20 protein-coding genes are annotated in these 17424 nt (G+C 64.6%); 3 read left to right on the top strand and 17 right to left on the bottom strand.

Annotated elements, in window-relative coordinates; all coding sequences use genetic code 11:
* Nucleotides 1-13: 13 nt before the first annotated feature.
* The 8 genes from fliM to fliF form a co-directional block, all read right to left on the bottom strand.
* Nucleotides 14-991: a flagellar motor switch protein FliM gene (gene fliM, locus PO883_RS15235; RefSeq protein ID WP_054264144.1), complete on the bottom strand. Its 978-nt coding sequence runs from the start codon at nucleotides 989-991 to the stop codon at nucleotides 14-16.
* A 6-nt stretch (nucleotides 992-997) separates the two neighbouring features.
* A complete protein-coding gene (gene fliL, locus PO883_RS15230) occupies nucleotides 998-1513 on the bottom strand; it encodes a flagellar basal body-associated protein FliL (RefSeq protein ID WP_289310529.1) in 516 nt (171 codons plus the stop codon).
* A 209-nt stretch (nucleotides 1514-1722) separates the two neighbouring features.
* A complete protein-coding gene (locus PO883_RS15225; RefSeq protein ID WP_289310528.1) occupies nucleotides 1723-3162 on the bottom strand; it encodes a flagellar hook-length control protein FliK in 1440 nt (479 codons plus the stop codon).
* A gap of 32 nt (nucleotides 3163-3194) precedes the next feature.
* Nucleotides 3195-3635 carry a flagellar export protein FliJ gene (gene fliJ / locus PO883_RS15220; RefSeq protein WP_167088021.1) on the bottom strand — a complete coding sequence of 147 codons (441 nt, stop codon included), beginning with the start codon at nucleotides 3633-3635 and terminating at the stop codon, nucleotides 3195-3197.
* A 35-nt stretch (nucleotides 3636-3670) separates the two neighbouring features.
* Nucleotides 3671-5080 (bottom strand): flagellar protein export ATPase FliI, encoded by a 1410-nt coding sequence (gene fliI, locus PO883_RS15215; protein ID WP_289310527.1) that lies wholly within the window; start codon nucleotides 5078-5080, stop codon nucleotides 3671-3673.
* On the bottom strand, nucleotides 5077-5763 hold the full coding sequence (locus tag PO883_RS15210) for a flagellar assembly protein FliH (RefSeq protein ID WP_289310526.1): 687 nt from the start codon (nucleotides 5761-5763) through the stop codon (nucleotides 5077-5079). The genes fliI and PO883_RS15210 overlap by 4 nt, the downstream gene beginning before the upstream one ends.
* Complete coding sequence (gene fliG / locus PO883_RS15205; protein ID WP_167088027.1) at nucleotides 5763-6755, bottom strand: flagellar motor switch protein FliG; 993 nt, start codon at nucleotides 6753-6755, stop codon at nucleotides 5763-5765. The genes PO883_RS15210 and fliG overlap by 1 nt, the downstream gene beginning before the upstream one ends.
* The gene (gene fliF / locus PO883_RS15200) at nucleotides 6748-8445 is read right to left on the bottom strand and encodes a flagellar basal-body MS-ring/collar protein FliF (protein ID WP_289310525.1); all 1698 of its coding nucleotides are present in this window, start codon (nucleotides 8443-8445) and stop codon (nucleotides 6748-6750) included. Before fliF ends, fliG begins: the two co-directional genes overlap by 8 nt.
* Nucleotides 8446-8698: 253 nt before the next feature.
* On the opposite strand from fliF, the gene fliE reads away from it, so the two are divergent.
* From fliE to PO883_RS15185, 3 genes are all read left to right on the top strand, one after another.
* Nucleotides 8699-9049, top strand: a complete 351-nt coding sequence (gene fliE / locus PO883_RS15195) for a flagellar hook-basal body complex protein FliE (protein ID WP_289310524.1) — start codon at nucleotides 8699-8701, stop codon at nucleotides 9047-9049.
* Between the two features lie 143 nt (nucleotides 9050-9192).
* On the top strand, nucleotides 9193-10002 hold the full coding sequence (locus PO883_RS15190; RefSeq protein ID WP_289310523.1) for a CPBP family intramembrane glutamic endopeptidase: 810 nt from the start codon (nucleotides 9193-9195) through the stop codon (nucleotides 10000-10002).
* Between the two features lie 67 nt (nucleotides 10003-10069).
* Nucleotides 10070-10342, top strand: coding sequence for a hypothetical protein (locus PO883_RS15185; RefSeq protein ID WP_289310522.1), 273 nt, complete (start codon nucleotides 10070-10072; stop codon nucleotides 10340-10342).
* A gap of 694 nt (nucleotides 10343-11036) precedes the next feature.
* Here the strand turns inward: PO883_RS15185 and PO883_RS15180 are convergent.
* From PO883_RS15180 to PO883_RS15140, 9 genes are all read right to left on the bottom strand, one after another.
* Nucleotides 11037-11273 carry a hypothetical protein gene (locus tag PO883_RS15180; RefSeq protein ID WP_289310521.1) on the bottom strand — a complete coding sequence of 79 codons (237 nt, stop codon included), beginning with the start codon at nucleotides 11271-11273 and terminating at the stop codon, nucleotides 11037-11039.
* A 46-nt stretch (nucleotides 11274-11319) separates the two neighbouring features.
* Nucleotides 11320-12078 (bottom strand): flagellar brake protein, encoded by a 759-nt coding sequence (locus PO883_RS15175; protein WP_289310520.1) that lies wholly within the window; start codon nucleotides 12076-12078, stop codon nucleotides 11320-11322.
* Nucleotides 12062-12424, bottom strand: a complete 363-nt coding sequence (locus tag PO883_RS15170; RefSeq protein ID WP_289310519.1) for an EscU/YscU/HrcU family type III secretion system export apparatus switch protein — start codon at nucleotides 12422-12424, stop codon at nucleotides 12062-12064. The genes PO883_RS15175 and PO883_RS15170 overlap by 17 nt, the downstream gene beginning before the upstream one ends.
* Nucleotides 12417-13661: a flagellar hook-length control protein FliK gene (locus tag PO883_RS15165; protein WP_289310518.1), complete on the bottom strand. Its 1245-nt coding sequence runs from the start codon at nucleotides 13659-13661 to the stop codon at nucleotides 12417-12419. Before PO883_RS15165 ends, PO883_RS15170 begins: the two co-directional genes overlap by 8 nt.
* A gap of 11 nt (nucleotides 13662-13672) precedes the next feature.
* A complete protein-coding gene (locus PO883_RS15160) occupies nucleotides 13673-14005 on the bottom strand; it encodes a flagellar protein FliT (protein WP_289310517.1) in 333 nt (110 codons plus the stop codon).
* A gap of 3 nt (nucleotides 14006-14008) precedes the next feature.
* Nucleotides 14009-14461 (bottom strand): flagellar export chaperone FliS, encoded by a 453-nt coding sequence (gene fliS, locus PO883_RS15155; protein WP_289310516.1) that lies wholly within the window; start codon nucleotides 14459-14461, stop codon nucleotides 14009-14011.
* 26 nt (nucleotides 14462-14487) lie between these two features.
* Nucleotides 14488-16497 carry a flagellar filament capping protein FliD gene (gene fliD, locus PO883_RS35120; RefSeq protein WP_289310515.1) on the bottom strand — a complete coding sequence of 670 codons (2010 nt, stop codon included), beginning with the start codon at nucleotides 16495-16497 and terminating at the stop codon, nucleotides 14488-14490.
* Between the two features lie 106 nt (nucleotides 16498-16603).
* On the bottom strand, nucleotides 16604-16975 hold the full coding sequence (locus PO883_RS15145) for a flagellar protein FlaG (RefSeq protein ID WP_289310514.1): 372 nt from the start codon (nucleotides 16973-16975) through the stop codon (nucleotides 16604-16606).
* Between the two features lie 76 nt (nucleotides 16976-17051).
* Nucleotides 17052-17424: flagellin (locus PO883_RS15140; RefSeq protein WP_289310513.1), on the bottom strand; the 373-nt coding region annotated here is incomplete at its 5' end.

Raw genomic sequence — 17424 nt, 5'->3', positions numbered from 1 at the left:
TTGCTCTCCTAAATTATTTGGTGTCCGCATTGGCGAGCAGTTTCTCGACCTTGAGCGCGTACTGTCCGTTGAGCACGCCGTAAGTACAATCCATCACCGGCACCCCATCGACGGTGGCCTGGATCTGTTCGGGCACGTTGAGGGCGACGATGTCGCCCACCTTGAAATTGAGAATCTCGTCGAAGGAAGCGCGCGCGGTACCCAGCACGGCCACCAGCTCGACTTCGGCGATCTGGATCTGCTGGGTCATCAGGCGGATCCAGCGCTTGTCCACTTCCAGCGCCTCGCCCTGCAGGCTGGAGGTGAGCGTGTCGCGGATCGGTTCGATCATCGAATACGGCATGCAGATGTGAATCTGGCCGCTCACCGAACCGAGTTCGATGGTGAAGGTGGACGACACCACCACTTCGTTCGGGGTGGCGATGTTGGCGAACTGGGTATTCATCTCGGAACGGATGTACTCGAACTCGACCGGATACACCGGTTCCCACGATTTCGCATACGAATCGAACACGATATCGAGGATGCGCAAGATGATGCGCTGCTCGGTCTGGGTAAAATCGCGTCCCTCGACCCGGGTATGGAAGCGCCCGTCGCCGCCGAACAGATTGTCCACCAGCAAAAACACCAGGCCCGGATCGAACACGATCAGGGCCGTGCCGCGCAGCGGCTTCATGTGCACCAGGTTGAGGTTGGTCGGCACCACCAGGTTGCGGATGAATTCGCTGTATTTGGAAACCCGCACCGAACCGACCGAGACCTCGGCGCTGCGCCGGATGTAGTTGAACAGGCCAACCCGCAACAGGCGCGCGAAACGCTCGTTGATGATTTCGAGCGTCGGCATGCGGCCGCGCACGATCCGTTCCTGGGTCGCCAGGTTGTACGTGCGTACGCCCGTGTTGTCTTCGGGCGCGGACGCTTCATCCTGGTCGCCGTTGACGCCCTTGAGCAGGGCATCGACTTCTTCCTGCGAGAGAAAATTATCGGCCATGGCGCATTATTGGGGCTGGATGATGAACTGGGTGAACATGACTTCGTTCACTTCCTGCGGCTCGTCGTGCTCGACGAACGGCTTCTTGAGCGCCTCGAGAATTTCCGCGGCCAGCTTGTTCTTGCCTTCCACCGTCTTCACTTCCGAGGCTTTCTTGGCCGACAGCAGCAGCAGCACGCGGCTGCGCACCTTGGGCATGTTCGCCTTGATCAGGTCAGCTTGCTCGGGGCCCAGCACTTCAAGCGTGATGGTGGTTTGCAGCATGCTCTCTTCTTCGCCATCCGGTTGCAGATTGACGGTAAATACGTCGAGCGGGGCGAACACCGGCGCCGCGTGGGCCTTGGCCTTTTTCTTTTTCTTGGACGGCTTGGCCGATTCCTCGGTGTCATCGCCCCCTTTTTGCATGAAAAACCAGCCCGCGCCGCCGCCGCCCAGCGCAAGCACGGCCACCAGCGCACCGATCATGGCCAGTTTCTTCGACGGCGGCTTGGCGGCCGCATCAGGGGGGGCTGCAGCTTTCATGTTTGCTTTCGCTTTCAAAGTACCTCAAGACGACGTCGGTGGATCATGCCTGCATTATGTCATTTTCGCGAAGAGATGAGCGGGCGGATGCGTGGAAAACAGGGCCGAACCCGGCCCAACTCGTGGCTAGCTATCGACAGCCGATGCGCTGTGCAAGCGCGGCGCCGGGTGTGCCGCCGGGAATGCCGGACAGTGCATGCCGTCCGTCATCAGGCGAAGGTGTCGACCACGCCCAGCCGTCCACCCTGGGCCGGGGTCTTGGCGGCCAGGCGCTCGTTGGCGTCGGACGCGCTGCCGTTGACCAGGCCGTGCACCTCGCCCGTGCCGCTGCCGCCCGCCGTCGCGCGTCCGCCCTGATCCTGATCCTGGCGCTGTTCCGGCATGCCGGCGTTGACGCTGGCGTTGCCCAGCGAAATGCCGCTTTCATCCATCATCTCGCGCAGCTTGGGCATGGCGTTTTCCAGCGCCTGGCGCACTGCCAGCTCGCCCGACGAGAACGTCACGCTGGCGTTGTCGCCGCTGATGTTGAGCACCACCTGGACCGGACCCAGGTCGGGCGGGTTGAGCGTCAATGTCGCGCTTTGTTCCTTGCCGGCCACCATCCAGACGATTTTCTGGCCCACCTGGTTGTCCCAGGCCGGGGTGCCGACGCGCGCCGACAGCTTGTCGGTGCCGCCATTGGCGGCCTGCGCCAGGCCGGCCGCGGCTTGCTGCAGCGGCGCGCCGACCGGGGTCGCCTCGATCGCCTTGGTCTCGATGGCAACGGCCTCGGGCAGCTCGCGGGCGGCGGGGGCGATGCGCGCCGCCTCGGTTTGCAGCAGCGCCGCTTGCAGTGCCGGCGCGGCGCCCTGGGCCTGGGTGGTGTCGGCGGCGGCACTGGCGCCGGCCGCGCGCGGCATGGCGCCTTCCAGCAGGGCGCGCAGCTCGCCCGCCGGGGCGGCATCGGTTTCCATGGCCAGGGCCGGTTCGGTTGGCAGGCCCAGCGCGCCGACTGCGGGCGGGGTGGGGGCGCCATCGATGGTCGGGAAACGCCCGGCCGCCGCCATGGCCGGCGCGGTGAAGGCGGCCAGCGCGGCATCGGCCGCCAGGCCCGGATCGGTGGCGGCGCCAGCAGCGCCGCTGGCGCCGCGGGTCGCGGCCAGCGTGCTCCAGGCCGGATCGCTGGCCACCGGCGCGGCCCCCGCTTGCGCCGGCTGGGTCAGGCTGGCGACCAGGGCCAGCATGTCGGCCAGGGGCAGTTCGGCGCGCGCGGCCGCTGCGGCGGCGCTGTCGGCGGCAGCGGCGGCGGCGGCCGCGCTAGCGTCGGTCGCGGGGCTGTTGCCGCTCTCGCCGGACTGGGTATTGCCGCCATTGCCGGCGGCCGGGGCGCCTGGGCGGGCTGGCGCGGCGTCCGGGGCGGGCGCGCTGGCCTGCTCCGCCTTGGCGCCTTGTTCCGGGCGCGCGGCGGGGGCTTTCTCGGCCGGGCGCGGCGCGGCGGCCTTGGCCGGCGCCGGTGGCTGCTGGGTCATGCTCTGGCGCTGCGCGATTTCGCGCGACAGCGTCTGGCCGAACTGCACCGCCGGTGCCGTGGAGGCGGCGCTATTGGTGCGCGCCGGCGCCGGCGTGGCGTTCAGGGAAGTCAGTGGCTGCGGAATCGGAGAAGTGGACATGGCGGGCGATCGGTTGGTTATGACAGGGTGCATCAACGTTTGTAATAAGCCTGGCGGGCGGCGTGTTCATCCATCTGTTTCTGGTCGCGCTTGTTTTCCAGGCGCAGTGCTTCAGCCGCTGCGCGCTCGTTCAGGGTGCGGTACGACACCCGTTTGCGCTCGCTCGCCTGCCACAAGCCCTTTTCCACCGCGCTGCGGTTGTGCGCATGCTTGACGATCTCGCGCTGGCCCAGGATGGCGTGCTCCAGCTTGCCCATGAAGGCAATGAAATTGGCGTACGCCATCGGCGTCATGCCGCCGCGCTGGGCCGCGTCCAGCTTGAGCGCGTAATCCTCCAGATAGCCCAGCAGCATCTGCAGCTTTTGTTCGGTCTCTTCGGCCGCCTTGATCGCCACCCCCAGCCGCTTGGCGGCCTCGTCGGTGTCGCGCTGGGCGAGTTCGAGCAGGGTATCGAGGACGGTTTGTTTTGCCATAATGCATCATTATAGGCACGCCGATTCCGATTCCATCACGAGAATAGAGCGGTCAATTCGGCCAAGCTCTGCGGCATGCCGACGTTGTCCGTGATTTCCTGGCACAGGAACGCTTCGATTTTCTCGTTCAGGGCGATGGCCTGGTCGAGCACCGGGTCGCTGCCGTGGGCGTAGGCGCCGACCGTGATCAGGTCGCGCGAGCGTTCGAAGCGCGAATACAGTTGCTTGAGGCGGCGCGCGGCGTGCTGGTGGGCGGTGCTGGTGATGGTGTGCATGGCGCGGCTGATCGACTGTTCGATGTCGATGGCCGGATAGTGGCCAGCCTCGGCCAGGCGCCGGTTGAGCACGAAGTGGCCGTCCAGGATCGCGCGCGCCGAGTCGGCGATCGGGTCTTGCTGGTCGTCGCCCTCGGTGAGCACGGTGTAGAAGGCGGTAATCGAGCCGCCGCCCACCAGGCCGTTGCCGGCCCGTTCCACCAGTACCGGCAGCTTGGCGAACACCGATGGCGGATAGCCCTTGGTGGCGGGCGGCTCGCCGATGGCCAGCGCGATTTCGCGCTGCGCCATGGCGTAGCGGGTCAGCGAATCCATGATCATGAGCACGTTCTTGCCCTGGTCGCGGAAATGTTCGGCAATCGCCGTGGTGTACGCCGCGCCTTGCAGGCGCATCAGCGGCGGGGTGTCGGCCGGCGCCGCCACCACGGCCGCGCGCGCCAGGCCTTCCGGTCCCAGGATGTGTTCGATGAATTCCTTGACCTCGCGGCCGCGTTCGCCGATCAGGCCGACCACGACCACGTCAGCCTTGGTGTAGCGCGCCATCATTCCCAGCAGCACCGATTTACCGACGCCGGAACCGGCGAACAGGCCCAGGCGCTGGCCGCGGCCGACGGTGAGCATGGCGTTGATCGCCCGGATGCCGACATCGAGCGTTTCCACGATGGGGGCGCGGTCGAGCGGATTGGCGGGACGCACGTTGATCGGACCGCTGTCGTCGGTGAGCAGGGGCCCCAGGCCATCGAGCGGGCGCCCGGCGCCATCGACCACCCGGCCCAGCAGCCCCATGCCGACCGGCAAGTGGCGCGCGCGGTCGCTCGGACGGCGCCGTGGATGGGCCACCGACCCCGGACGCGGCAGGGTGGCTTCGACCGGCAGCACCTTGGTGCCCGGCACAATGCCTTCGACATCGCTTTGCGGCATCAGGAACAGGCGGTCGCCATCGAAGCCGACCACCTCCGCTTCCACCCGGGCGCCGCTCGGCATCGGGATGGTGCAGGCGCTGCCGACGGCCAGCTTGAGGCCCACGCATTCCATGACCAGCCCGGCCACGCGCGTGATGCGGCCCGACACCAGCTGCGGCTCGACGAAGCCGACCAGGGTGCCGCAGTCGCGCAGGTAGGACGACCAGCGGCTGGTATGGCGGTCCAGCTCGGGCTTGGGGCGGCTCATCGGTCCAGCCACTCGACGTCGTTCTTGCCGAGCGCGGCGGCCAGGCGCTGCCAGCGCACCTCGACCTGGGAATCGATCTGGTTGCTGGCGGTATCGATCTTGCAGCCGCCGCGCGTGATCTGCGCATCGTCCGCCACGCGCCAGCCGCCCTTGTCGAGTTCGTCGCCGATGGCCTCGCGCACCAGGCGCGCGTCGTCCGGGTGCAGCATCAGCACGGCCGGCAGCTGCAGTACCGGCAGGTAGGAAATGGCGTCGCGCACCACCGCGATGATCAGCTCGGGCTTGACCGTGAGCGCGGTGCGCAGCATGTTCTTGGCCAGGTGCAAGGTCAGTTCGAGCAAGTCGTTGGCGATGTTCTCGTCGGCCTGGGTGAGCGCCTGGGTAAACGTGGCGGCGATCGATTGCAGGTTGGCCATCTCGGCCGCGCTTTCCTCGCGCCCGAGCGCCTGCGCATCGGCGTAGCCGGCCGCGTGGCCCGCTTCGTAGCCTTCCAGGCGCGCCTGTTCGCGGATGGCGGCCAGTTCGTCCTCGCTCGGCCAGGCCGGCGCCGGCGGTGCGTCGGGCAGCGCTTCCTGCTCGGGCGCGGTGTCGAGCAAGACCGGTTCCGGTTCCGGAACGCGGTCGAAGGAATTCATTTCCCAGCGCTGATAGGCGGTTTGCAGTTCTTTCGGTAGGGTAGCCATCAGACGAAGGAATCCTCACCTTTGCCGAGCACGATCTGGCCTTCGTCGGACAGGCGGCGCACGATCTGCAGGATTTGTTTTTGCTGGGTTTCGACTTCGGACAGGCGCACCGGTCCTTTCGATTCCAGGTCTTCGCGCATCATTTCGCCGGCGCGCGCCGACATATTGCGGAAGATTTTCTCGCGCAATTCCTGCGAGGCGCCCTTGAGCGCCATGATCAGCATTTCCGACTGCACTTCGCGCAGCAGCAGCTGGATGCCGCGGTCGTCGATATCGATGATGTTATCGAACACGAACATTTCATCCATGATTTTCTGGGCCATGTCGTTGTCGTAGTTCTTGATGTTGTCCATCACCGAACCTTCTTGCTCGCCGCTCATGAAGTTGAGGATTTCGGCCGCTGCGCGCACGCCGCCGAGCGAGGATTTCTTGATGTTTTCATTCCCCGACAAGAGCTTGGTGAGCACGTCGTTCAGTTCGCGCAGGGCGGCCGGCTGCACCCCGTCGAGGGTGGCGATGCGCAGCACCACGTCGTTGCGCAGGCGGTCGGTGAAGTTGCCCAGGATTTCGCACGCCTGGTCGCGCTCCAGGTGGACCAGGATGGTGGCGATGATCTGCGGGTGCTCGTTGCGGATCAGTTCCGACACCGACGAGGCGTCCATCCACTTCAGGCTTTCGATGCCGGAGGCATCCTTGCCGCCCAGGATGCGCGACAGCAGCACCGCGGCCTTGTCGTCGCCCAGCGCCTTGGTCAGCACCTGGCGGATGTATTCGTCCGAATCGAGGCCGACGGTGGAGGTCAGTTCGGTCTGCTCGCGGAACGAGTCGAGCACGGTAACCACCTGTTCATGCTGCACGTTTTTCATCGTGGCCATGGCCGCGCCGAGTTTGAGCACTTCGCGCGGGCCGAGGAAGCGCATCACCTCGGCCGCCTCGGACTCGCCGATGGCCAGCATCAGGATGGCTGCCTTCTGGATTCCATTATCATTCATTTGTACCTACCCATGCCTTGATGACGTTTGCGACGATGCGCGGATCTTCCTGTGCCAGTTTCTTGGCCAGCGCCAGGTTGGCCCGGTAGCTGTGGTCTTGCTGCGATTCGGCCAGGGCTTCGGCTTCCTGCTGGGCGGCCTCGGCGGTGGCGGCTTCCTCGGCCTTTTCTTCCGCAGTCGGGACCGGCTCGGGCGGCACTTCGTGGGCCTTGTCGAACTTGGTCAGCACCGGGCGCAGCATCGGGCGCAGCAGGCGGAAGTACAGGAACGCGATGAGCGCGAACACGAACAGGTACTTGGCGACATCCTTGGCCAGCGGCAGGTTGGCCGGATCGCGCCACCAGTCGAGCGTGGCGGCCGGTACTTCCGGCTTGTCCACGCCATCGAAGGCGGCATTGGTGACGTTGAGCGTGTCGCCGCGGCTTTGGGAGTAGCCCATCGCCTGCTTGACCAGTTCGTTGATCTTGGCCACCAGGTCGGGCGCGAGCGGGGTCACCGTGACGCGGCCGGTCTTGGCGTCGACCGAGCGCCGGTGGTTGACCAGCACGCCGACAGTCAGGCGCTTGACCAGGCCCATCGGACGCTGCTCGAAACGGATGGTCTTGTCGACTTCAAAATTGGTGGTGCTGTCCTTGCGCGTCGGGCCGGTGGTGGCCACAGGCGCGGTACCGGGCGCTCCGGTGGCGGTCAGGGGCGCCGTGGCCAGGCCCGGCGGCTGGTTGGAGAGCGCGCCCGGTACGCCGGCCGGATTGGCGCTGCCGGGGCCGTTCGCTTCCGAGGTTTGCTGGCTGCGGATCGATTGCGGCTCCGGTGGCGAGTTTGGCTTGTAGACTTCGGCGGCCGTGTCGACCTGGGCGAAGTCGATGTCGGCGGTCGCTTCGGCGCGCACATTGCCGGGGCCGACCAGCGGCGTGATCAGGGACTCGACCTGCTTGATGATGTTCTTCTGCACCGCTTCCACGTACTTGAGCTGGTTCGGATCGAGCTTGCGCGCGTTGCCCGATTTATCCGGATCGGACAGCAGGTTGCCGTTCTGGTCAACCACGGTCACGTTCGAGACCGGCAGTTCCGACACGCTCGACGCCAGCAGGTGGACGATGGCGTTGACCTGGGCCTGGTCGATGACGCGTCCGGTTTGCAGGTTCAACAACACCGAGGCGGTCGGCTTTTGCTGCTCGCGCACGAAGACCGACGGTTTCGGCAGGGCCAGGTGCACGCGCGCCGAGCTGACGGCGGCGATCGATTCGATCGAGCGCGCCAGTTCGCCTTCGAGCGAGCGCTGGTAATTGACTTGTTCGTGGAACTGGGACACGCCCAGTTTCTGGTTTTCCATCAGCTCGAAGCCGACCGTGCCGCCCTTGGGCAAGCCTTGCGCGGCCAGCTTGAGACGGATGCCGTGCACTTGCTCGTTGGGCACCATGATGGACGCGCCGCCATCGGAAAACTTGTAGGGCACCGCCATCTGGTCGAGCGAAGCCATGATGGCGCCGCCATCCTTGTCGCTGACATTGGTAAACAAGATGCCGTATTCGGTGCGCTGGCTCCACAGCCAGATGCCCAGCATCAAGGCCAGCACCGCCGCGATGCCGCCCCCGCGCAGGAAATTTTTTCCGAGCGGAGTCTGCAGGAACGTGGGGGGCGGCGTGTCCTGGGGGATATCGACGAGTTCTCCTGCGGTTGCAGCTGCCATGGTGGGTATGTCCGACGGGCTAGGCCCAAACTGGTAGGAATTTCCCAAACCTGCGCAAAGGCTGGGGCTCAGACTCCATTATGTGGGGCGGGGCCCCCCGTCAAAGCATTGAACAGAGCGCGCTTTTGGCCCCTGCTCGGGGGGCCGGCGCGCCACCCGGGTGCTATTCTGGCACCCTGACTTCGCTGGTATGCATATTGTACTCGCGGGATGGGGCAGGGATGCGCCCGCCAGTGTGAACAGAGGAAATAACATGAACGTGAACGGAATCGGATCTGACCGGATCGAAGCGATGATGGCCCAGCTCAAGGCGGCCGCTGCGCGCCCGGCTGGCGGCGTCGGGCCGGCGCTCAAGGTCACGCCCGAGCCGGCTGTCGCCAAGGTCGACTTCGCCGACGCGCTCAAGAATTCGATCGCCGAGGTCAGCGATGCCCAGCTCAAGGCGGGCGAGCAGGGCAAGGCGTTCACCATGGGCGACGACCGGGTGAGTTTGTCGGATGTGATGGTGTCGATGCAAAAGGCCAGTATTGGCTTTCAGGCAACCGTGCAGGTGAGGAACAAGCTGGTGTCGGCGTATCACGAGATCATGAATATGCAGGTGTGAGCGCGGCCGCTGTCGCTTTTCCCCCTGCGTTCGCCAGGGATCACTTTCGCCTTATTGAAATTTCCTTCTTGTAATAATTCTTGAAATCACGTTTACTCGTGCTTTTGCTTGGCTTCACTGCCTGGAAACACGATTGCTGATTGATGGATAAGAAAAAAGAGCGTTTCCCCAACGCGCTGGAAGCGCTGATGCTGTTTGTCGCGCTGTATATGGCCGAATATGTGGTGGGCGCGGCGCTGTATGACGTGCGCGGCGCGTTGTCGATGGAGCCGCGCGACTTGGCCGGCATGATCATGGTGCTCGCCAATGGCCTTATCTTTACCGCGGTGATGCACTACAAAGGCCTGAGCTACCGCGCGCTGTTTCACTCGTCGCCGGCGTCAGCCAGCGCCACCGTGCTGATGGTCTTTCCGGCGGTCGCCCTGACGCTTCCCTTGATCTTCATGGCCATGTCCATGCTCGACGCAGCGATGCTCATGCTGTTTCCCATGACGTCCCAGGAGCATGCCCTGTTTGCCAACATGAAGGCCGACAGCGTGGGAATGATCGTGGTGATCTGCGTTCTGGCCCCGGTGCTGGAAGAAATGCTATTTCGCGGAATTATCTTGCGCAGCTTTCTGGGCCAATATCCGAAATGGGCTGCCATCCTGGCATCGGCCGGGCTGTTCGGCTTTGCGCACATGAATATCTATCAATATGTCGGTGCCGTGATCATCGGGGTGTTTCTCGGCTGGCTGTATGAGCGCACCAAGTCCTTGCTACCCTGCATTGGACTGCATGCCGCGTATAACACCATGTGCGTGGCACAGGAGTGGAGTGATGTCCGCGAGGCGCGCGAGGGTTTGCCGGAGTTCGCATCCTCATCCTGGCTGTTCGCGATGTTGGCAGGGGCGGCGGGGGCGGCTTTCTTGTATCGTGTACTGCACGTACCGGCCGCGCGGCGCGGCAGGTGAGCGGAGATTGATTGATCACTGAAAGGCAGCGATGTTTTGGAATATGGATATTGGACAGGGTGTGGTCGTGTTCGACGACATCTCGTTTCTTCCCGATGCGTTCGACGCAGCCCAGCATGCCGACTACCTGAAGGAAGACCTGCTGCAGATTGTCTTCGGCGACGATCTTGTGCTGGACGTCGGCTGGACTCCCTCGTTCGATGAGCATGGCCGCTTTCTGCTCATGCTGGTGAGGGATGGCAACTGGGACGAGCCGGTGGAGCGTGCCGAGTTCACCGATGTGCTCTCGCTCAAGGCGCGGATCGCGGGCATTGCCGGCAAACTTTCCGACCGCGTTTGACGGAAACTGCATGTGCCAGCCAGTTAAAGCGGCCGTGGGAGGCGAGAACGGCCAGTTCGGCATGAGGAAAAAAGAGATGAAATCATGCGAAGACTGCGGCATGTGTGGTCGTGAAACAGCCGTCGGAGCCGACTGCCCCCACTGCGGGAACAAAAGTATCGGCATAACTGATCGTTCTCAGATGCTGGGCGTCCCTGTGCAAAGGTCTGGGAGCAGCAGGCTCTCTGAGCAAGATCGACTGCTTTTTCTTGAGGCTTGGGGACAGTTTAGTCGCACAGGAAAATCCGCCGAATCTTGCGACGAATGCGGCTGTAAGATAGTGTTCGAACAAGTCGGATCCGCAGTTAAACACTTTTGTTCGTGCGGAAAATTTACGGGCACTTTGCGTGGGCTATAGCGCCAACAGTGCCGTCTGCAATGGGGCGGCGAGTGGCAGTGACTGATTCGGCATGAGCGGGTAAAATCGGCCAGAAGCGGACAGTCGAAGTTCAACCTAAAACATGAGGGGCATATGTCAGCTCGCGGTATGTTGGGTCTAGCTGGCCTCGCGCTCGTGTCGGCGATCACGCTGACACTGCTATCGATCTCCGTCGAGCGCAAAGGTCCCGAACTCGCTCCCTATGGACAGTATGAAGGTCAGCAATGGGGCGAGCAGACGGTCGTGCTGACTCGGACGAGCGAGTCCGTTCCCCGACTAATTGCCGCATCCCTCAGCAGCCGGCTCGCCGCAGGCAATCATGCGCTGTACCGTGGCGTTGCGCGGGTAATCGGTGTGCGCGCTGGTGGGCAGCTCAATCAGCCCGAAGTAGGTCGGTGCGTTCGACACCCCCGCATCAATGATCAGGTAGCCCGCGCGCGCGGCGAATGGGCTTTTCACCAGGGTATACCCGAGCACGTCGTTGGGATCGGTGAACACCACCACGGTCGGCATATCGAAATTGACCCTGCGAATAAATTGGCCCAGCGGATGACGCGGATCAGCCCAGGCCCGCCAGGCGCGCGTTGCGTTCGCGTTCGAGCTTGGTGATGTACTTTTGCACGCTGGCCAGGCCGCCGCGCGAAATGTCGACGAAGGCGCAGCCGAGGCGGCGGTTGGTCTTGTCGTTGAGCATGGTCAGGTCGACCGAGTTGCGGATCATCAGGGTGGTCTGGACCGCGCCCACATCGGGCAAATCGATGCGGCACCCCGTGTAGCTGTGGCCGATCGTGGTGCCCAGCACCAGTTTGTTGTCGAGGATGGCGATCCCGCCGCAGCTGATATCGGCCAGCGGAAACACGTGGGTGCCGCCGCCGGCATCCTGCGCCAGGCGGATCACCACCGACACCGGGTTGCTGACCGGCGTGGCCATGCGGTAAAACTCGCGCCGCTGCAAGCGGATCAGGGTCTCGGGAATGGGAATCGTAAACGCCGGCGTGTCCTCGAAGGTGGTCGCTTGCACCTCCTCGGAGGAAAACAGGATGCGGATCTTGTCGAGCGAGGTTTCGAAGGCCATCCGGCCCACATTGGCAAAGCGGCGGTGCTGCTCCGGGTCGGCCGAGCCGTCCAGGGTCAGGGTGTTGTTGTCGGGATCGACCTCGAGGATGGCAGAGACGCACACTTCGGTGCCGCGCCGGATGACCATGCGCACCAGCTGGCGCTTTTCGCCGATGCCGCGCAACAATGCGATGATTTCCTTGCGCGAGGCGACTTCAAAGTCGTGCCAGCTTTCAATATCGGAATCATTGGTTGATTGCATCTTTGTCTGCCGCTTCTTGTGGTCGGTCGATGAAAAGGGCTGCGTCCGGCGGGGCGGGCAGGGGGCTACCTGCCGCTTGTGCGGCTTCAATATGATATAGCCAGGCCAGCAGTTCCGCAATCGCCCGATACAGACCGGGCGGGATCTGGCGGTCCAGGTCCACGCCCATCAGCAGGGCCACCAATTCCTTCGACTCGTGCACGAACACGCCGGCATCCTTGGCGCGCTCGATGATCTGGGCGGCAATCAAGCCCTTGCCCTTGGCGACCACCTTGGGCGCCGGGTCGCCGTTGTTGTAGGCCAGCGCGACCGCCGACTGCGGGCGCTTGGGCAGCGGCTCAGCCATCGCCAGCTTCCGGGGTGCGGATGATGAGCGAGGCCAGCGCCGTGCCCGACACGTCCAGCGCCGAGGTCAGCTCGCCCGCGCGCGCGCGCAGGGCCTCGCCCGTGCCCTGGCTGGTGGTGCGCAACTCGATGTGGACCCGCGCGCCGGTGGTGACGATGCTCGCTTCGATCTCGCCCAGCAGCGGAAAGCGCAGCCGCATGCCGCTCTTCCACACGGGGGCGGTGGGGTCGTCGTCGCCGCGTCCGCGCTGCTCTGGTGCATCTTTATGGATTTCCCATTGCAACTCCTGGCCCGGCGCCAGCTGGCCTTGCCAAGTCACGCGCGCCTGTTCCTGGGCCGTCAGCTGCAGGTTGATCAGCTGGGCGCTGGCCAGTTCGGCCGCCGCCGGGCGCGCCCCGCCGCCGGGCGTGGCCATGGCTTGCTGCATCTGCGGCTCGCGCTGCAGTTCGCTCAGGGGACGCTTGCCGTCGGCCCATTCGGCCACGTGCGATTCGTAGAACACGCCGCTGCGGCTGATCGTTTCTTCCAGCTTGTGGGCCAGCGTGGCGGCGTCGGGCGCGCCGTGTTTCGGGTTGATCAACGGCGTGGCACCGGCGATCGCAGCTTGCTTGCCGGGGGCGGGATGGCCGATGTCGAGTATGCGCGCGAGCAATTGTCCGGTGTTGCTGAGCGTGGCGGGCGGGGTCGAGGCATCGAGCGAGGGCAGGTCGGCGCTGGCGGTCAGGGGCGCCTTGCCGAGCAGGGTGGCGGCCAGGCTGGTGGCGCGCCCGGTGAGATTGGCGGCGCCGGCGCCCTGGCCTTCCTGGGGCTGCGCCTGCGGCAGCGCGGGAGCCTGCAGTGGTGCGCGTTCGGGCGTGGCGCCGGTCGGCAGGGGCTGGCCGGCGGCAGCGGGCAAGGGCGTCTGGGCGGGGCCGCCCGGCAGGCCAGTCGCGCTGCCTGGCTGGTTGTCGAGGCGGAACTGGGGGCGCGGATTGATCGCGACCAGGGTCATCGGCATCTCGGTGCCGGCTTCCGCGCCTTGCGGCAGGCTCATGCGGGCCTGTTCGCCCGCCACCCGGACCAGGAAAGTGCCGTCGTTGAACTTGGACAGGACCGCTACCCGCATCGACTGGCCGAGCTGGGTCGACAGCGCGCGTGCCAGCGCATCCTGGCGGGTGTCGCCGACGCCGAGCGCGGGCCGGACCGGGTCGACCTTGCCGACCGCATGCACCCCCGGGCCGTCCGTGCGCGCCAGCATCGCGAGCGCGACTAGACGCCGCCGTAGGCGTTATTCAGCCGGCGCGAGGTGCCGCTGCTGTTGATCAGTTGCGACAGTTGCGCCATCCATGGGGTGGTCAGGTCGCGGATGATGCGGTCGTACGCCAGCAACTGCTTGATGATCGCTACTTTCTTGACCCGGCTGGCGCCTTCGAGCAAGACTTGCTCGTCATTGGCTTGCAGGGCTGCGACATGCGCGCCGACCCGTTTTTCGAGCAGGCTCAGTTCATCCCACTCGCCGCTTTCGGCGGCGCTCACCATCTGGGCCGACAGGGCCAGCATCGCTTCGTAGGTCGACAGCACGTCATCGTTGGTCATCGTCATGGTTCAGGCACTCACAAGGTTGGATATGCGCACTGGCGCTACGTCGGACGCGGGAACGCCGGCCGGGGCGGCACCGATGGCGTTCCAGGTTTCGCGCAGCTCGGTCAGCAAACCCTGGATTTCGATCATGATCTCGGTATCGTTTTTCAGGTTCGCGGTGAGCAGGCGCGCGCTCATGTATTCGTACAGCGAATCGAGGTTCTCGGCGATCTGGCCCCCGGCTTTCTTGTCGAGGCTGGCGCGCAAGCCATTGTCGATGATCTGGATGGCTTTCGAGATCGCCTTGCCTTTTTCCGGGATGTTGCCCGACCTCATGTGCATCAGGCCGCTGAGCACCGCCACCAGGGCGCCGTCGAACAGCATGACGATCAGCTTGTGCGGGGAGGCCGCCACCACACTCGTTTCCAGGCCGACCTTGGCATAGCTGCTTGCGCCCCTGTTGGAAGATCCAAACATAATTGATGTCCTCTTTCTGTCGTATGCTATCGAATGGTGCCAAGGGAGGCGAGCTGCTGCGCCAGGAAGTTACTCGTCGAACTCATGCCCGAGAGTGTCACGTCGAGCGTCGAATATTGCCTGCGCAAATCCTTTTCGGTCTGGGTCAGCCGCACATTGAGTGCCGCGCGCTGCTTGGCGATATCGGCCAGGCTGGCATTGATGCCGGCATTCTTGCCAGGAATGGTGCCCTTGGCGTTGAGAAAGCTGTCGATCAGCTCGGTAAATTGCGCGCCCACCCCTTTCGAGATGTTCACGCTGCCGCGCTCGCCGATGACGCCGCCGGTGATTTGCACCTGGATCCCGGAACTGGCCGAGCCGACGTCGCCGGTCAGGTTCTGGCCGCTGCCGGTGGCGAGCGCGCCGCCGATGGTGCCGGCCACGTCGAGCCCGTCGACCACGGTCGGGGTGCCCAGCAGGGCGGACGCGCCCGAGCCGCTCAGGCTGATTTTCGAGGTCGACCCGTATTTGTTCGAGGTGATCGTGAAAATCCCGCTGTCTTGCTTGACCGTCACCCCGGTGCCGCTGGTGGCGCTGGCGCCGGTCGCGCCGACCGCGCCATTGATGATCGATTGCACATGGCTGGCCAGGCTGGCCGCCGTGTAGCTGCCCGCCAGCAGGGTCGCGGTCGAGGTCACGCCGTTGATGGTCAGCGACAGCTGGTCGTTGACGCCCGCGGTGATGCTGGTGTCGGCGGCGGTGCTGCCGGTGGCGCTGCCCTGGGTCGCCATCTGGGTCAGCACCAGGCTCTTGGTGCCGACCGTGCTGTTGCTGGTGGAACCGACGAAGCTGACCAGGCTGTCCGAGGTCGAGCCAACCGTGCTGAGCAGCTTGGACACATCGTCCAGGTTGGTATCGATGGCTTTTTGCAGCTTGGTGTTGTCGAGCTTGAGCGAACCGTCCGGCTGGAACGACACGCCCAGCTGGCTCAGGCTGCTGATATCGCCATCCATGCCCGGCACCGGCGTGAAGAACATCTTGCGCAGGCTCGATTGCAGGTTGCGGGTGGTGGCGTCGCCCAGCAGCACGCCGGCAGTCTTGCCTTCGCTGGCCTTGGGCGCCGTGGTCAGGCCGGCGATGGTGCTGTTCAATTCATTGTAGGACTTGATGAAATTGTTGATCGCCGTCTTCGCGCCGGTGCTGTCGCTGGTGATGCTGACGGTGCTGGTGCCGACCTTGAGCGCGCTGATGGTCACGCCCTGGATCGCTTCCGAGACATTGTTGCCCGGGCTGCTGATGGCCACGCCGTTGATGGTCAGCTTGGCGTTTTGCGCCACGCTGTTCTGGGTCATGTTCTGGGTGCCGTCGGCCGCATAGCCGAGCAGGCTGTCGATGGCCGGGTCGCCCGAGACGCCGATCCGCATGCTCGACGTTTCGCCGGTCTGGGTCGAGGTCAGCACCAGGCGGTTGGGGTTGGCGCCGCCGTCCGAAATGATGGTCGCGGTCACCCCCACGTTGGCCTTGTTGATGGCGTCGCGCATGCCTTGCAGCGAATTGTTGCTCGAATCGATGGTGACGGTGCGCGCCGAGCGCGTGGCGTCCTGGGCGAAGGCGGCGCCGGTGTAATTGCCGTTGGTCAGGGTGCCGCCCGTGATGCTGCCGAATTCGAAGGTGAGGGTGGTGGCCGCGCCGCTGCCGATCAGGGCGCTGGTGCTGGCCTGGCCGGCCGAGGTCAAGGTCTGCGCCTGCGACAGCTGGGTCACGTTGACGGCGTAGCTGCCCTTGACGGTATCCTTGCCGGCGGTGGCGGTGAGCACGCTCGATTCGGTCGAGCTGGCGCCGACGGTCTTGAACTTGGTCGGATCGGCCAGGCCGCTGACCGCAGTCTGGAATGAGCCCAATGCTCCGCTCAGGGTGCCATAGGCAGACAATTTGGCGGTGTACGCCTTTTCCTTGTTCTGCATGGCGACGAAGGGCCGGCTCTCCGCCATCATCAATTTATTGACGATGTCGTTGACGTCGATAGAGCCGCCTGAACTGACGGAAGAAATGGCCACGAACGCCTCCTGATAAAAGCATGAATATACTAAGTTAACGGCATCTTCTATCCAGACTTTAGAGGGGTAATCCGCTGCTTGTTCGGTTTATGCCCGGTTTTTCGCCTTACGCGGTCTGCCTGATGAGCAAACCCTGCACTTTTTCCAGCGCCTTGCCGATTTCGAGCGCCTCGGCGGTCGGCATCTGGCGGATCACTTCCTTGGTGGTCTGGTCGATGATCTTGACCACCGTGCGCTGGCTGTCTGTATCGATCGAAAACTCGATATTGCGCGACAGCGCCTGCATCGCCACATTGATTTCGCCGACCACCTTGCTCACTTCCCTGGGATCGGGCTCGGCCGGGGGGCGCGCGGGTGCGCTCTTGCCGGCAGCGGCGGCGGCCGGCGCTGCCGTCCTGGCGCTGGCGAAGGCGTTCTCGGGCGCTGCCGGGCGCAGCGGGGGCGCGGCCGGCGCGTTGTCTAAGGGACGAAGTTCCATGACTTGTTTCCTTTAACGAAAATTCCCCGGCGCTTGAACAGCGGCCGGGGAGTGCAGCGAAGCGGAGCCGGGTGGATCAGCCGCGCAGCAGGGACAACACACCATTCGGCAGGGAGTTGGCCTGGGCCAACATCGCGGTGCCTGCCTGTTGCAGAATCTGGCCGCGGGTCAGTTTCGCGGTTTCCGAAGCGAAGTCGGTATCCTGGATCCGGCTGCGCGAGGCGGACAGGTTTTCCGAGGTCGATTCGAGGTTGGTGACGGCCGTTTCGAAGCGCGACTGCAGGGCGCCGAAGGAAGCGCGCTGGCTGTTGACGTTGGCCAGGGCCGAGTCGAGCACCTTGAGTGCGTTCGATGCACCCTTGGCGGTCGAGACGTCGATACCGGACACGGTATTGAGCGAGGCGGCGGTGCCGGCGGTGATTGCGGTCGAACCGCTGCTGCCGACCGAA

The sequence above is a fragment of the Massilia sp. DJPM01 genome, from assembly GCF_030348125.1.
GTDB classification, from domain to species: Bacteria; Pseudomonadota; Gammaproteobacteria; order Burkholderiales; family Burkholderiaceae_D; genus Telluria_A; species Telluria_A frigida.
The sequence above is the reverse complement of the archived record's forward strand: the minus strand, read 5'-3'. Positions and strand labels throughout refer to the sequence as shown.

Coding starts and splice junctions, on each gene's coding strand:
- fliM (WP_054264144.1), bottom strand. CDS start 991: ATGGCCGATAATTTTCTCTCGCAGGAAGAAGTCGATGCCCTGCTCAAG.
- fliL (WP_289310529.1), bottom strand. CDS start 1,513: ATGAAAGCTGCAGCCCCCCCTGATGCGGCCGCCAAGCCGCCGTCGAAG.
- PO883_RS15225 (WP_289310528.1), bottom strand. CDS start 3,162: ATGTCCACTTCTCCGATTCCGCAGCCACTGACTTCCCTGAACGCCACG.
- fliJ (WP_167088021.1), bottom strand. CDS start 3,635: ATGGCAAAACAAACCGTCCTCGATACCCTGCTCGAACTCGCCCAGCGC.
- fliI (WP_289310527.1), bottom strand. CDS start 5,080: ATGAGCCGCCCCAAGCCCGAGCTGGACCGCCATACCAGCCGCTGGTCG.
- PO883_RS15210 (WP_289310526.1), bottom strand. CDS start 5,763: ATGGCTACCCTACCGAAAGAACTGCAAACCGCCTATCAGCGCTGGGAA.
- fliG (WP_167088027.1), bottom strand. CDS start 6,755: ATGAATGATAATGGAATCCAGAAGGCAGCCATCCTGATGCTGGCCATC.
- fliF (WP_289310525.1), bottom strand. CDS start 8,445: ATGGCAGCTGCAACCGCAGGAGAACTCGTCGATATCCCCCAGGACACG.
- fliE (WP_289310524.1), top strand. CDS start 8,699: ATGAACGTGAACGGAATCGGATCTGACCGGATCGAAGCGATGATGGCC.
- PO883_RS15190 (WP_289310523.1), top strand. CDS start 9,193: ATGGATAAGAAAAAAGAGCGTTTCCCCAACGCGCTGGAAGCGCTGATG.
- PO883_RS15180 (WP_289310521.1), bottom strand. CDS start 11,273: ATGCCGACCGTGGTGGTGTTCACCGATCCCAACGACGTGCTCGGGTAT.
- PO883_RS15175 (WP_289310520.1), bottom strand. CDS start 12,078: ATGCAATCAACCAATGATTCCGATATTGAAAGCTGGCACGACTTTGAA.
- PO883_RS15170 (WP_289310519.1), bottom strand. CDS start 12,424: ATGGCTGAGCCGCTGCCCAAGCGCCCGCAGTCGGCGGTCGCGCTGGCC.
- PO883_RS15165 (WP_289310518.1), bottom strand. CDS start 13,661: ATGCTGGCGCGCACGGACGGCCCGGGGGTGCATGCGGTCGGCAAGGTC.
- PO883_RS15160 (WP_289310517.1), bottom strand. CDS start 14,005: ATGACGATGACCAACGATGACGTGCTGTCGACCTACGAAGCGATGCTG.
- fliS (WP_289310516.1), bottom strand. CDS start 14,461: ATGTTTGGATCTTCCAACAGGGGCGCAAGCAGCTATGCCAAGGTCGGC.
- PO883_RS15145 (WP_289310514.1), bottom strand. CDS start 16,975: ATGGAACTTCGTCCCTTAGACAACGCGCCGGCCGCGCCCCCGCTGCGC.